This window comes from Burkholderia sp. Bp9015 (assembly GCF_003853505.1).
In the GTDB taxonomy this organism is placed as follows: Bacteria; Pseudomonadota; Gammaproteobacteria; order Burkholderiales; family Burkholderiaceae; genus Burkholderia.
On the sequence record NZ_QTPZ01000034.1, the window covers coordinates 1 to 14,489 of the forward strand.

A 14,489-nucleotide genomic window follows, 5' to 3' on the forward strand; every position below is an offset into this window, starting at 1 on the left:
AACGTCGGCTACGGGATCATGAACGGCCAGAAGCCGGCCAACCCGATGATCCTGATCGAGCCGACGCTCGTCACGCGTGACAACGTGAAGGCTTACAAAGGCTGGAGCAGCCCGCGCTGATCGCGCGACGCGACCCGCGATTCCTGGCGGTGCCGGTCGGTGTCGGGCGCGGACACCGGCCCTGCCCGTCCGTTTACCAACCGCCGTACCGCCGCGCGACACGCCGCGGCACATCGTCTCGACACAACGACGACATTCCCCCGCCGGGCCGTATTCGGCGAAGCACTGACCGACTTCATCCGCGATGACGCGCGGCATTGGCGCAGCGTCGCCGGCGGTTCATGCTGGAACGTGGCGCGCGGCTCGGCGTGCCGATCGCCCTCGCCGGCACGGTCAGCCGCGCTAACTTGGCGGCACGTGAAAACGCCAGACGGAGCATGCGCGCCGCCCGGTCACGCACCACGCTTCGCGCCGTTACCGCGTGCCTGCAGCAGTTGCAGGCTCTCGTCGACACTCAGTTCGGACATCGCATCGTCGCGCAGCGTATCGTCGGTCGCACGGCGCAGCGCATGCAACGCGTGCTCCTTGAGCCGCACGATCGCGAACTGTAGCCCGCGTGCCGCGCATTCGGCGGCGAACGTGCGCAACGACTCGATCGTCGTGCCGTCGACGTCCGGCGTTTCCTCGAGACTCAGCATCACGGTATGCGTGTCGGGCGCGGCCTTCATCAGCGCGCGCACGCGATTGAGCATCCGGTCGGCGTTCGCGAAGAACAGCTGCGCCTCGGGCCGCACGATCAGCACACCGGGGACCGGCTTCGCATCAGCGTGATTCGCGACGTCGACGAAGTCGTGCCCGTCGCGCAGCCGGCCGAGTACGCTCACGTTCGGCTCCGACAACTTGCGCAGCGTCAGCAGCAGGTTCACGCCGATGGCCGCGAGCAGCCCGTGCAGCACGCCGAGCACGAGCACCGCGAGCAGCGCGGCGATCACGACGAGCCGGTCGCGATGCCAGACCCAATACGGCCGGAACACCGACGGATGCAGCGAATGGCTGACCGCGAAGATCACGATCGCAGCGAGCACGGGCTCCGGCGTGCGCGCGAGTTGCGGCAGCAGCAGCCACACGATCAGCGCGACCACGCCGGCCGCCCACAAGCCCGCGAAACGCGACTGCGCGCCTGCCGCCTCGTTCGCGGACGTCGCCGAATAGCCCGCGCCGACCGGCATTCCGTGCAGCAGCCCCGACACGAGGTTCGCGCAGCCGATCGCGACCAGGTCGCGGTTCGCCGACACGCTGTCGCCGTGCTTCAGCGCGAAGTTGCGAATCGAACCGTACGACTCCGCATACAGGATCAGCATCAGCGCGAACGCGAGCTCGACCGTCTGCATCCATGCGTTCCGGTCGAGATGCGGCAGCCCGAATTCGAGATGCCGGAAATCGATGTGTCCGACGATCGCGATCCCGTAGTGCTGCCAGTCGAACACATAGCCGGCCGCGATCGACAGCACGATCACGACGAGCGTCGCGGGCACGCGCGAGCGCCGCCCGAGCACGAACAGCAGTGCGAGCGCGGTCGCGCCGAGCGCGACGCTCGCGAGGTTTGCATGCGGTGCGCCGGTGAGGAGGTCGAGTGCGACGCGCGGCGCATCGCTGTGCTGCACGGAGATCGCGAGAATCTTCGGCAGCTGCTTGATGACGATCGTCAGCGCCAGGCCGAACGTGAAACCGCGCAGGACCGGTCGCGCGACGAAATCCGACATGCCCCCGAGCCGCGCGACGCCCGCCAGGATGAACAGCACGCCGGTCATCGCGACGAGCGCGGCCGCGAGCGCGAGCTGCGCGGCAAGCGCCATCCCCGACTCGGCCAGCACGGTCGCGGCGAGCACGGCCGCCGACGACGACGTCGACGACACGATCGCAAAGCGACTGCTGCCGGTCAGCGCATAGACGACGAGCCCCGACAGCAGCGCGATCAGACCGGCCTGCGGCGGCAGGTTGGCGAGACCCGCGTATGCGACCGCCTCGGGAATCAGCAACCCGGCGATCGACAGGCCAGCCAGCGCATCGAGGCCGATGCGCTGCGTGGGTGGCGGCGGCGCCGCATCGAGTGCAGCAAAATGCTCGGGATGCTGCAAGCCGGCATCCGGACGGGTCGGGGCAGTCGTCATGAGGCGGTAGGCGCCGGGGTGCGGGTCAGGGTTTGACGGCGATGACACCCGACCAGCCGGGCAGATAGCGCGCGTCCTGCTCGTGTGCGCGGCGCAGCGAGATGTCGAGCGCCTTCGCGAAGTTCTTGCGGATCTGATCGAGCGTCACGTGCTGGCGCAGGTAGTCGGCCCACAGGAATTCGCTGAACGGCGTCGCATCCTTCGCGTAGCCGCCGGCCGTGCGCAGCTCGCCCGCGAGGCTTCGATACGGATCGTCCTCGAGCCCCGTCAGCGCCTTCGGCAGTTGTGCGTAGTCGCGACGCGAGCCGTCCACGCCGAACGGATGCACCCACTGGTTGTGTTCCATCATCCGCCAGAAGATCGTGTCGTCGAGCCAGGACAGATCCTTCAGCAGCATCGCATTCACGCGCGCCTCCCCTTCCTCGATCAGCGCCAGGCCGAGATGGTGATGGTCGGTGATGTAGTGCACCCCGCCGGGGCCGAGGACGGCCGGAAACCAGTGCGACTCGATCGCCGCCTTGCGGGCACGCTTGTCGAGCGTCTTCCAGTGCTTGCGCTTCGCTTTCACTTCGCGATAGCCGACCGTCATTTGCGTCGGACGCAGCGCGTCAAGGCGGACGGGAATGAGATGAACGTCGTTGCCGAGTGCCATGGTCGTACCCCATGTTGCGAATTTCCGGCAACGATACTCCTGATCGTGCGAGCCGTTAATACGTCGCGACCTCGATACGCGTGCGCTTGACCATCTCTGACAACCGGTCGCGCCCGCACGCGACGCTATGCACGCAGGTCGTCGCGCTCGAGACGATGGCGAACGTAAGGAATGCCGTCGTGAACGACGCTCACGCGCCGCATCCCGAGCTTGCGCGCGACGTTCAGCGAACCCGAGTTCGCCTCCGCGATATCGGCGATCACGCGCGGCAGCCGCACGGTGTCGAACGCGTGTCGCACGACGGCCGCGGCGGCCTCGCACGCGATGCCGCGCCCCCACGCCACGCGCACGAGCCGCCAGCCGATCTCGACGTCGCGCGCGCCGCCCGCATAGTCGGGAATCAGCAGGATCCAGCCGATGAACGCGTCGGGCGCGGCCTTCTCGAAGATCGACCAGTAACCGAGGCCCGGCGGATAGGCGCGTGTGATCCGGTGCGTGACGAAGCGGCGATGTTCGTCGGGGTCGTGCCACGGCCCCGCGATGTAGCGCGTGACCTCCGGATCGCGATCCATCGCGATGCTCGCGTCGAGGTCGGCCAGCACGCGCGGGCGCAGCCACAGTCGCGCGGTCTCCAGGGCGGGCAGCGCGGCAACGGACGGTTCGGTCATCGGGGCTCCTGATTCGGTGGCGATGCGCATCGCGTGCATTACGTATCTGATACAAAAAACCTTCCGGAATGATACAGACGACTGTCGCTCGTCACGCACACGCTCATTTCCGTTTTCTCAACAGTTCATTTCGTAGGGATTATTCCCGATGCGCGGTTATCGCGCCCCGCATCGCACGGCGCCGCGGCCTACACTCGATCCATGCCCCCGCGCCGCGCGCCGGCCGGGCCGGCATCCGCCGGCAGAGTGTGCGCACAAGCCAACGAGGAGACCTCGGACATGAGCTGGACCCGCGAACAACGCAACGTCACGATCGCCGCCTACCTGGGCTGGACACTCGACGCGTTCGATTTTTTCCTGATGGTCTTCGTGCTGAAGGACATCGCCGCCGAATTCGCGTCGACGATCCCCGCCGTCGCGTTTGCGCTTACGCTCACGCTCGCGATGCGCCCGATCGGCGCGCTGATCTTCGGGCGGCTCGCCGATCGTTTCGGCCGCCGCCCGACGCTGATGGTCAACATCGCATGCTATTCGCTGCTCGAGCTCGCGTCGGGCTTCGCGCCGAGCCTCACCGCGCTGCTCGTGCTGCGCGCGCTGTTCGGCATCGCGATGGGCGGCGAATGGGGCGTCGGCTCCGCGCTGACGATGGAAACCGTGCCGACCCATGCGCGCGGCTTCGTGTCGGGCCTGCTGCAGGCCGGCTATCCGAGCGGCTACCTGCTCGCGTCCGTCGTGTTCGGCCTGCTCTACCAGACCATCGGTTGGCGCGGGATGTTCATGGTCGGCGTGCTGCCTGCGCTGCTCGTGCTGTACGTGCGCACGCACGTGCCCGAATCGCCGGCCTGGAAGCAGATGGAAAAGCGCCCGCGCCCGAGCCTCGGCGCCACGCTGCAGCAGAACTGGAAGCTCACGATCTACGCGATCGTGCTGATGACCGCGTTCAACTTCTTCTCGCACGGCACGCAGGATCTCTACCCGACCTTCCTGCGCGAACAGCATCACTTCGATCCGCACACCGTGTCGTGGATCACGATCGTGCTGAACATCGGTGCGATCGTCGGCGGCCTGTCGTTCGGCGCGATCTCGGAGCGGATCGGCCGCCGCCGCGCGATCTTCATCGCCGCGCTGATCGCGCTGCCGGTGCTGCCGCTGTGGGCGTTCTCGAGCGGCCAGCTCGCGCTCGCCGCCGGCGCGTTCCTGATGCAGATCTCGGTACAGGGTGCGTGGGGCGTGATCCCCGTCCACCTGAACGAGATCTCGCCCGACGAGATCCGCGCGACCTTCCCCGGCGTCGTCTACCAGCTCGGCAACCTGCTCGCGTCGGGCAACGCGACGATGCAGGCATCGCTCGCGGTCTCCCAGGGCAACAACTACAGTTTCGCGCTGGCGCTCGTGGCCGGTATCGTCGCCGTCGTGATCGCCGTGCTGATCCTGTTCAGCCGCGAACGGCGCGGCGTCGACATGACGCAATCGGTCAATACGCGTACCACCGCCGGCTGAAGCCGCGCATTGCCGCGACGCACCATCGCGCGTGCCCCGTCCCGCCGGGGCCGCGCGACAGACTTTCCGCATCCGCACATCGAACTAGAGGAATTTGTCCAGATTCCGCGCTTGCCCGCGCCGTACGCGTTTTTTTATCTTAATAAAAACGGCTGTTTGAATCAGATAATCAAATCACCTGTTCGCGGCCGGGCAACCGGCATTGGGAGGCGGGACATGGCAGTCAGTCAGGAGGGGCGAGCGTCCGCGGGACGACCGTCCGGGACGCGGTCATCCGGCAATCGGCAGACCGGCGGGACGAAGGCGCGCATTCTCGATGCGGCCGAGGACCTGTTCATCGAACATGGCTTCGAAGCGATGTCGATGCGGCAGATCACGTCGCGTGCGACGGTGAACCTCGCCGCGGTCAACTACCACTTCGGCAGCAAGGAAGCGCTGATCCACGCGATGCTGTCGCGCCGGCTCGACCAGCTCAACCTGGAACGCCTCGGCATCCTCGACCGCTTCGATGCGCAGCTCGGTGCGCACATCACCTGCGAACACGTACTCGGCGCGATGTTCATTCCCGCGCTGAAGGCGTCGCGCGACCCCGAGCGCGGCGGCCCCGCGTTCCTGCGGCTGATCGGCCGCGCGTACACCGATCCGTCGCCGTTCGTGCGCAACTTCCTGACCGCGCACTACGCGAGCGTCGCCGGCCGCTTCTTCGATGCGTTCCAGCGCGCGCTGCCGCATCTGCCGCGCACCGAGCTCGGCTGGCGGCTGCACTTCGCGATCGGCGCGCTGTCCGGCGCGCTGGCCGGTGCCGAAACCGAAAGCCTGATCGACGAATTCTCGCAAGGCCGCACGATGAACGACGTGCAGATGATCGCGCGGCTGTCCTCGCTGATCGTCGCCGCGCTGAAGGCACCGATGCCCGACAGCGCGCAGTTGTCGATCTTCGCGGCCGTGCTCGACGATGCGGGCGCGAGCGAAGCGTTCGGGCTGTCGTCGAGCACGGCTGCTGCCGATACGGCGACGGCGCCTTCGGCGAGCTGATCGCACCAGGCCGCGCAGGCGGCGTTTCACGATTTGGGCGGCCCGGGCCGGCGTTGATGCGCCGGCCCGGGCCGAACGAATGTCATGCGGCGGGAGAGCCAAGGCAGGCTTGCTTTCGTCGCCGAAAAGCATGGGGTACGAGTAAGCGCTGGAGTGCTGACTCTCACTGACTGCGAAGCATGGGCCGGGAGTAAGCGCTGAAGTGCCAACTCTCACCGACCGCAAAGCACGGGTGAGCGTAAGCGCTGAAGCGCCAACTCTCACCGACCGCAAAGCATGGGGCGAGAGTAAGCGCTGAAGCGCCAACTCTCACCGACCGCGAAGCATGGGGTACGAGTAAGCGCTAAAGCGCTAACTCGTACCGACACCGGAGACACATCATGGCCTCATCCCCAGCAACCGCAGCGGCCCAGCTCCCGCCGAACAGCGACGGCATCTGGTACGCGTCGTATCCGCCCGGCGTGCCGCACGAGATCGACGTCACGCAATACGCATCGCTCGTGCAGTTCTTCGACGAATGCACGACGCGCTTCGCCGAGCGGGTCGCCTACGTGAGCGCCGGCGCATCGATGACCTACCGCACGCTCGCGCAGAAAGTCGACGCGTTCGCGTCGTATCTGCAAAGCACCGGCGTAAAACCGGGCGACCGCGTCGCGATCATGCTGCCGAACACGTTCCAGTACCCGGTCGCACTGTTCGGCACGCTGAAGGCCGGCGCGATCGTCGTCAACGTCAATCCGCTCTACACCGCGCGCGAACTCGCGCACCAGTTGAAGGACAGCGGCGCGCAGACGATCGTCGCGTTCGAGAACTTCGCGCGCACGCTGCAGGACGCGCTGCCGGAAACGCAGGTGAAGAACATCATCGTCACCGCGCTCGGCGACCTGCTCGCCGACGGTTTCAATGCGAAGGGACGCCTGATCAATTTCGTGCTGAAGCACGTGAAGAAGCTCGTGCCGGCCTACAACCTCCCGCAGGCGATCCGGCTGCGCTCCGCCCTCGCACTCGGCGCACGCGGCAAACCGCAGCCGGTGCAGACGACCCGCGACGATCTCGCGTTCCTGCAGTACACCGGCGGCACGACCGGCGTCGCGAAAGGCGCGATGCTCACGCACGGCAACCTGATCGCGAACCTGCTGCAAGCGAAGGCGTGGATCGCCGACCAGGTGTCGGGCGACGTCGAGACCGTGCTCACGCCACTGCCGCTCTATCACATCTATTCGCTGACGGTGAACGCGTTCATCTTCATGGGGCTCGGCGGGCGCAACATCCTGATCGCGAACCCGCGCGACATGAACATGGTGATGAAGATCATCCGCAACGAAACGTTTACCGGGATCACCGGGATCAACACGCTGTACAACGCGTTCCTCGACAACGACGAATTCCGCAAGCGCGACTTCTCGAAGCTCAAGCTCGCGATGGCGGGCGGCATGGCGATGCAGCGCGCGGTCGCGGAACGCTTTCAGCAAGTCACGGGCCGGCCGATCGTCGAGGGCTACGGGCTCACCGAATGCTCGCCGATCGTCACGATGAATCCGGTGAACCTGAGCGACATGGCCGGGTTCAGCGGCTCGATCGGCCTGCCCGCCCCGTCGACACTCGTGCGCTTTCGCCGCGAAGACGGCACCTGGGCCGCCGTCGGCGAGCCGGGCGAGCTGTGCGTGCACGGCCCGCAGGTGATGCGCGGCTACTGGCAGCGGCCCGACGAGACCGCGAAGGTGATCGACGCCGACGGCTGGCTCGGCACCGGCGACATCGGCGTGATGGACGAGCGCGGCTTCATCCGCCTCATCGACCGCAAGAAGGACATGATCCTCGTGTCGGGTTTCAACGTGTATCCGAACGAGATCGAGGAAGTGCTGGTCATGCATCCGGGCATCAGCGAAGCCGCTGCGATCGGCATCCCGGACGAAGTACAGGGCGAACGGATCAAGGTCTTCGTCGTGCGCCGCGACCCGACGCTGACGGTCGACGACGTGCTCGCGCACTGCCGCAAGAACCTGACCGGCTACAAGATGCCGAAATTCGTCGAGTTCCGCGATGCGCTGCCGCAGACCAACGTCGGCAAGATCCTGCGCCGCGCGCTGCGCGACGAGGAACTCGCCAGGATCAAGGCCGCGAAGCAAGGCTGAACGATCCAACGCGCCCGGAGACGCTGTCGATGAACGAAGGAACGAAGCGCCGCGCGCGGTACGCCGCCGCGGCACTCGCGTGCGTGCTGTCGCTCGCGCAAGCCGGCCTGCACGCCGAGGAAACCGCCGATGCCGCGAGCGCGGTACAGGAGGCCGCACTGCCGGCGGAGCTGGCGAAGGTCACGCGCGAGCCGGTCGCGCAGCAGGCGCGCTGGCTGCGCACGGCCGCCCAGCGCGGCGTGCTCGCGCAACTCGACGACGCGACGCTCACGGCGCTGTTCAAGGCCCTCGATCCGCTCGCCGTGCCGCTCTATATCCGCAATGGTCCCAACGGCTATCCGTCGTACCAGTTCACGATGGTGCGCCAGGAACGCATCAGCGGGAAATGGTCCGACACGCCCGACCGCATGCTCGTGAAGACGACCCGCGAACCGTTGCGCGTTTATGCGAAATGGCTGCCGGGCGGCGCGCATGCGGGACAGGAGACGATCTACGACACGACGCGGCGCAAGGACGAGATGTACGGCCATCTCGGCGGCCTGCTCGGCAAGATTCCGTTGTGGACGGCGCTCGACGGCGCACTCGCGCGTGCGCAGTCGAATCACCAGGTGAAGGATCTCGGCACCGAGTTCATCACGAACCTGTACCTGACCGAAGGAAGGAAATACCAGGAAGCCGGCGTGCAGCGGCCGACCCAGGTGGAGGCGAAGACGATCGGCGGTGTGCGCGTCGTCGCGCTCACCTACGAGACGCCGACCGGCCGGCCGCAGTTCTACGCGAAAAAGGAAATCCTCGGGCTCGACCTGCACGCGCCCTACTTCAGGACCATCGAATCCTATGACAACGACGGCAGGATCTTCGAACGGATCGTCATCGAGAAAATCGCGCCGGCGACGCTCGACGAATCCGCGTTCGACCCGAAGAACCCGGACTATGCGTTCTGATCGTCACCGGCGCCGGCGCCACGCAGGTCGCGCTCAATCATCATCGTCGTCGTGGTGATGCTTGTGCCAATGCTTGTAATAGTGCTTGCGCCATTTCCGGTAGCCGTCGTCGTCCTCGTCGCCGTAGTAGCCGTATCCGTAACCCGGATAAGCGACTACCGCAGGCTGGGGCGCCACATAGACCGGTGCCGGCTCGACATAGACCGGTGCGACCGGCACGCCGATGCCCACCGACAGGTCGACGCGCCCCGCCATTGCACTGCCGGAAGCGAGCAACGCCACACTCCCGATCCACACCGCCAATCCCCTCTTGTTCATGTTCCCCTTCCCGGATCCGCCGGCCTGCCCGGCATGCGCGTGGAATGTAATCCCGCCGCGCGCCGCCAGGTGCTACGCCATTGCGAGATTCGTAACGCGACGTAACGAAACGGCACTAGCCATTCGACCGAATCGCGAAAATGCACGGGAACGTCTATAGTGGGTTACGGTTCGACACAATCACGACTGCGCGCTGGTGGAACGAACAGGGTAAAATCCCGCCAAACACTTGGTGGGCAACCACGCCACACACACGCACAACATATTCTCTGACGCAGGCTCCTGCCGCACCTCAATGGCCAATCCCGCAGAATCCCATCCGCAAAACGACTTCATCAATTCGGCGCGCAAGGAACGTAAGCGCGTTGAAATCTATCTCGTCAACGGCATTCGTCTGACGGGATGTATCGAGTCGTTCGACCAGTATCTGGTGATGCTGCGCACCCCCGTGGGTCTGCAAGGCATCTACAAGCGTGCGATTTCCACGATCCAGCTCGACACGGGCGGCTCGCGCCCGGGCGGCGGCGGTCCCCGCGGCCCGCGGCCCGGCGGTCGGCCGGGCGGCCGCGAAGGCGGCGGCCACAGCCCGTACGGCTCGCATGGCGGCTCCCGCGAATCGCGTGGCGACGGCGGCGGCTACGGCTCGCGCGAGCCGCGTGAAGGTTACGGTTCCCGTGAACCGCGCGAGGGTTATGGCGCGCCGCGCGAGCCCCGCGAAGGCTATGGCGCCCCGCGCGAAAGCTACGGCGCACCGCGCGATGCCGGCGACGCATCGGGCAACACGTCGCCGTCCGACGCACGCGGCGGCAACGGGCCGGTGATCGTCACGCGCCGCCGGCGAATCGTGCCGGACGGCCAGTAAAACAAAAGGGCAAGCCAGGCGGCTTGCCCTTTTTTCTGGCGGATCGGCGCGGCATGTCGCCGCACCGGCCGTGCCGTGATCGCTCAGTGTGCCGTCGTCGGCAAACCTGCGTCGGCCTCCCGCTGCAGCGAACGCACCTGCTGCTGCAACGCGCGCAGTTGCGACTGAAGCGCCGCCTGTTGCGCCTGCAGCGCCGCCGTTTCGTTGCGGACGCTCTTCTGGCGATCCGCGACCGCCGCCTGCTGCTCGCGGGCGATCGAGATATCGGCCTGCAGACGCCGCGCCCGCTCCTGCGCGACTTCGATCTGCCGGTCCGTCTGCACCTTCTGCGACTCCAGCTTCGCCGCACGCAGCTCGTTGACGGACAGCCGTTCCGCCTGACGCGAGAAATCGCGATAGATCGCTTCCGCGCGCGCTTCGTCGTAAGTCTTGATCACGCGCCAGAACGCCTTCTGCTGGAACAGCGCGACGAAATAGGAACCGTCCTTCACGCTGAACAACTGGCTCGCGCCGTAGCTGCCGTTATAGCTGGTGCGCATTTCCGTCAGCGAATGCGCCTGGATCTGGCGCTGCAGTTCGTCAACCGTGCTCTGCCCCGTCGTCTCGCCTGCCTGCGGCTGTATCGAGGTTTGAACCTGTTGATCGATCACCGGAATCGCCGCCACCGGTGCCGACGCCTGCTGTACCGCCGGCGATGCATTGCCCGCCAATCCCTGCGCGAACGCGCCCTGCATGCCTCCCATCATCGCGAGCAACACCCACGCCCGCCCCAACCCCGTCATATGGCTCATGAATTTTGATTCCTGCCCGTGTCGTTGTAATTCAGCGCGATTTTATCGCATTAATTATTCGCTTTCGCGGGTCTCGGGCTCTTCGTCGAAGATCTGATATTTGCGCATCTTTTCCCACAGCACCTTCCGGCTGATGCCGAGCTGCTGCGCCGTATCCTGGCGTCGCCAGCCGTTTGCGTCGAGGGCCGCGATCACGCGGCTGCGCTCGTTCATGTCCCACTTGCTGCGGTCGACGAAGACCTCCGCCACGCTCTCCGCCGGCACCGGCTGCGCCGCATTGCGCGCATGCGCGACCAGCCGCTGGAGTCGCGCGGCGTCCCAGCCGCCCGTTTGCCGCACCGTCACGCCGACGCGCTCCGCAAGGTTGCGCAGCTCGCGCACATTGCCGGGGAAATAGCTGTCCGCCACCGCATCCGCGAGCCAGTAAGGCAGGTCGGACAGTTGCGCGAGCCGTTCGTCGCCCACCACCTCCGCGACGAACGACTTGAACAGCGCAATCTTGTCGACCGCGCCCCGCTCTTCCAGCGACGGAATGCTCAGTTCGATCACCGCGAGCCGGTAATAAAGATCCGCGCGGAACAGGCCTTCCTTCACGAGCTGCGGCAGCTTCTTGTTGCTGGCCGCGACGAGACGGAAATCGACCTTGATCGGCGTCGTCGCGCCGACCCGCAGCACGGCGCCGTCCTCGAGCACGCGCAACAGCTTGACCTGCTGATACAACGGCAGATCGCCGACTTCGTCGAGGAACAGCGTGCCGCCCGCCGCCTGCTCGAAATAGCCTTTATGCGCAACAACCGCGCCGGTAAACGAGCCTTTTGCGTGCCCGAAGAACAGCGATTCGAACAGGCCGTCCGGAATCGCACCGCAGTTGACCGGCACGAATTCGCCGTCGCGGTAGCGCGAATGCTTTTCGTGGAGTAATTGCGCGATGCGTTCCTTGCCGACGCCGGTTTCGCCGTGCAACAGCACGTTGGTGTCGCAGTCGGCGAACATATCGACCTCGTGCAGCAGCGCCTGCATCGACTCCGAGTGCGCGACGAGTTCGGACGGCCGCAGCGTATCGGCCGCATGCGCGCGCAGCTGCGTGACGAGCTTGCCGATCATCCCGCGCAGCTCGGCGCACGTGAAGTCGAGCGGCAGGATGTGCGAATAGTCGGGCGGATACTGCGACGCGTCGTGGTCGCGCGCCGCGCCGACCCAGACGACCGGCATGCCGATGTTGGCCTGCCAGTCGCGCAGGAACGCCGCACCGGTCTCGATCATCGTCACGCTGATGATCGCGAGCGATGGCCGCAAGGCGGCGCGCTCCGGCGAGATTTCCGCATTGTCGGCGCGGATCACCTCGACGTCGAAGCTCGCCATGCAGCGGGCAACGCGGTCGACAATGTCCGCCTTGCCTTCCCAGACGTACAGGTCGAGTTCTGCGATTGCGGAGGGGGTTCTCATAATAAAAGCCTGTTACTGACCGACAAGTTGTGCGGCATTGCATGTCAGCGAAATCTGATGAACGTTCGCTTGGCCAACCTGAACGCCCAGCAGATTTAGCAACGGTACGATCAAGGTATCAAGCGATGTCAATATCGGGCCGAGGAGTGTGCCGAGCAGCGACGATAGTGTGCTAACTGGTACCGGGACATTGATCGTTCCAATGAGGGGAAGCGTCAAGGCAATGTCCAGCGATTGGAGGTTCAGGTTCGCAAGGGCTGTCGCCAGTTGCGAACCGAGCTGATTCGAATAAGTGGTCCAGTTCGGATTCCTCGACCAGCCGTTCGAACATGTCGGCGACGATGCCGAATAGTTGGCCGTGTCGGCACAGAACTGCGGCGGCGTGTTGCCACTGTTGCTGCCATACGGCGCACTATATGATTCATCTCCCGCGACCTGAAGCACCGGATTGCCGACATTCGCCGTGACCGGCAGTGACAGCACCGTCACGCCCGCAAGGATGACGTTCAGGTTCACGATTTGCAGTGTCCCGGTCGCGGCGGGGCAGCTACCCGAATTATTCAGATTAAGCATGCCGCCCGGGGGCGTACTCACGCACAGACGAGCGATACCGGGCTTCGCACCGATCGTGACCGTCGACGTGTCGATAGTCGGCCCGCATTTGGTGGCCGCCAGCCATGCCGTGGCCGGCCCACCCACGACCAGATAGAGTGGCAACTTGAGACCGCTCAGCTGTGCACTAAGAAGCGATGGAAGACCAGGAATCGAAACACTGAGTGGCGGGGTCTGCACATCCAGGAACAACCCGATCTGAGCAGACGATGCCTGTGTCCGCCAAACCCCGTTCAATTGACCGGCCTCGCCGACGGCCAGCGACGGCGGGCTCAGAATCTGCAGTTGCACATTCGTAGCGGTATTCGCGCCAAGCGGCAACGTAGCATTCAACGAAACCGCCTTCCCGGCATTCGCGACTTGTGCCGTCGTTGTCAATAAATCCAGCAGGTTGACCGTGGCGTCAGCGGCGGAATCGGGATTGCCGAGGCCCAACTGCAGGAGCGCATTTGCCTGATTCGCCAGCTTAATCGTCGTGTTCGGGATGTAAACGATCGGTATCCGACCCAGGGCGGCGAGCCCTGCCTGCAACTGCGCGACATATCCAGGATTGTTGTTCTGACCAGTCTGTAAAGTATTAAGGTCAAGGTTGGCCAGTTTACCCAGCATCGTTGACATGCCGATCGACGTCGTGGTGAGTCCACTTACCGTACCGACGCCAACAGCTGTCGCGATATCGACAAGCCGGATGTTGGCATTAGCAATCGCTTGATAGTCGCCAACCTGCAGGTTGATGCTCGTCCCCAGCAACGAAGTCAGAATGGCATTTAGCCATACTGGATTTACGCTCGCGATCGTCGCACTGACGGAGAACGAATCGATTGCGGTTGCCCTCGCGGTAGAACTGGCGGTTACCGTCGGCGATCCACGGCCGGCCGCGGACAACAATCCGAGAAACGAGTAATTCACACGGCGATTTAACGTGACCCGTGCGGCATTGAACTGCGTAAGACTCGCAGCCGCCTCTTGGTAAGACGCATTGCTTCCCGCTGGCGGATCCCAGCGTCCGCAACTCGTTACGATCTGATCTGTCCCGGCAACCGGGGATTTTGTGCCAACCGGATACGCGTCATTCTGGCCAGCATTATTCTGTGCTGCCTGAATAGCACTCGCGCATTTGACATCAATAGGATCGACCGACTGGGCCGCCGCCAACGCAGCCAGATCCGCGATCCGCTGCAAATCCCGCTTCTGGAAATACAGATTCCCGATGTCAACGGCACCCAACACGACCATCGCGACCATTACCCAAACCGCAGCCATGACCGCAATGGAGCCGTGCTGACGTCGCGCCGCCGGCCAACCAGCGCCGCGCCACCGAGTTCCATGTGATTGATCTGCACGCATCGTCATCT

12 protein-coding genes and 2 pseudogenes are annotated in these 14,489 nt (G+C 65.1%); 7 read left to right on the forward strand and 7 right to left on the reverse strand.

Annotated features, from left to right (window positions below):
- Together DIE12_RS28945 and DIE12_RS38775 are read left to right on the forward strand one after the other, a co-directional pair.
- Positions 1–120, forward strand: a pseudogene (locus tag DIE12_RS28945) (ABC transporter); the annotation flags it as partial.
- Positions 121–285: 165 nt separating this feature from the next.
- Positions 286–405, forward strand: a pseudogene (locus tag DIE12_RS38775) (carbohydrate kinase); the annotation flags it as partial.
- Positions 406–452: 47 nt separating this feature from the next.
- Here the strand turns inward: DIE12_RS38775 and DIE12_RS28955 are convergent.
- The 3 genes from DIE12_RS28955 to DIE12_RS28965 form a co-directional block, all read right to left on the reverse strand.
- Entirely contained in the window at positions 453–2,171 is a 1,719-nt protein-coding gene (locus DIE12_RS28955; RefSeq protein ID WP_124522593.1) for a SulP family inorganic anion transporter, read from the reverse strand.
- A 25-nt stretch (positions 2,172–2,196) separates the two neighbouring features.
- Positions 2,197–2,823, reverse strand: a complete 627-nt coding sequence (locus DIE12_RS28960; protein ID WP_124488926.1) for a ParB-like protein — start codon at positions 2,821–2,823, stop codon at positions 2,197–2,199.
- A gap of 125 nt (positions 2,824–2,948) precedes the next feature.
- A complete protein-coding gene (locus tag DIE12_RS28965; protein ID WP_124488925.1) occupies positions 2,949–3,491 on the reverse strand; it encodes a GNAT family N-acetyltransferase in 543 nt (180 codons plus the stop codon).
- A 279-nt stretch (positions 3,492–3,770) separates the two neighbouring features.
- Between DIE12_RS28965 and DIE12_RS28970 the strand changes: the two genes are divergently transcribed.
- The 4 genes from DIE12_RS28970 to DIE12_RS28985 all read left to right on the forward strand — a co-directional run bounded on the left by DIE12_RS28970 (position 3,771) and on the right by DIE12_RS28985 (position 9,105).
- Entirely contained in the window at positions 3,771–4,991 is a 1,221-nt protein-coding gene (locus DIE12_RS28970; RefSeq protein WP_124488924.1) for an MFS transporter, read from the forward strand.
- 216 nt (positions 4,992–5,207) lie between these two features.
- A complete protein-coding gene (locus DIE12_RS28975) occupies positions 5,208–6,026 on the forward strand; it encodes a TetR/AcrR family transcriptional regulator (protein ID WP_044849270.1) in 819 nt (272 codons plus the stop codon).
- Positions 6,027–6,406: 380 nt separating this feature from the next.
- On the forward strand, positions 6,407–8,161 hold the full coding sequence (locus tag DIE12_RS28980; protein WP_124522591.1) for an AMP-binding protein: 1,755 nt from the start codon (positions 6,407–6,409) through the stop codon (positions 8,159–8,161).
- A gap of 29 nt (positions 8,162–8,190) precedes the next feature.
- Positions 8,191–9,105 (forward strand): DUF1571 domain-containing protein, encoded by a 915-nt coding sequence (locus DIE12_RS28985; RefSeq protein ID WP_124522589.1) that lies wholly within the window; start codon positions 8,191–8,193, stop codon positions 9,103–9,105.
- Between the two features lie 33 nt (positions 9,106–9,138).
- Here the strand turns inward: DIE12_RS28985 and DIE12_RS28990 are convergent, their stop codons facing one another.
- Positions 9,139–9,423 carry a PXPV repeat protein gene (locus DIE12_RS28990; protein WP_044846004.1) on the reverse strand — a complete coding sequence of 95 codons (285 nt, stop codon included), beginning with the start codon at positions 9,421–9,423 and terminating at the stop codon, positions 9,139–9,141.
- 295 nt (positions 9,424–9,718) lie between these two features.
- Here DIE12_RS28990 and hfq point away from each other — a divergent pair, with 295 nt between their 5' ends.
- Positions 9,719–10,285 carry an RNA chaperone Hfq gene (gene hfq / locus DIE12_RS28995; protein WP_044846005.1) on the forward strand — a complete coding sequence of 189 codons (567 nt, stop codon included), beginning with the start codon at positions 9,719–9,721 and terminating at the stop codon, positions 10,283–10,285.
- Between the two features lie 83 nt (positions 10,286–10,368).
- On the opposite strand, the gene DIE12_RS29000 is transcribed toward hfq, so the two are convergent.
- From DIE12_RS29000 to DIE12_RS29010, 3 genes are read right to left on the reverse strand one after another with little or no spacing between them, the layout of a single operon-like run.
- Entirely contained in the window at positions 10,369–11,076 is a 708-nt protein-coding gene (locus tag DIE12_RS29000) for a DUF2968 domain-containing protein (protein ID WP_124488921.1), read from the reverse strand.
- 54 nt (positions 11,077–11,130) lie between these two features.
- The gene (locus tag DIE12_RS29005) at positions 11,131–12,522 is read right to left on the reverse strand and encodes a sigma 54-interacting transcriptional regulator (protein WP_044846007.1); all 1,392 of its coding nucleotides are present in this window, start codon (positions 12,520–12,522) and stop codon (positions 11,131–11,133) included.
- Positions 12,523–12,534: 12 nt separating this feature from the next.
- A complete protein-coding gene (locus DIE12_RS29010; protein WP_124522587.1) occupies positions 12,535–14,487 on the reverse strand; it encodes a pilus assembly protein TadG-related protein in 1,953 nt (650 codons plus the stop codon).
- Positions 14,488–14,489: the final 2 nt, after the last annotated feature.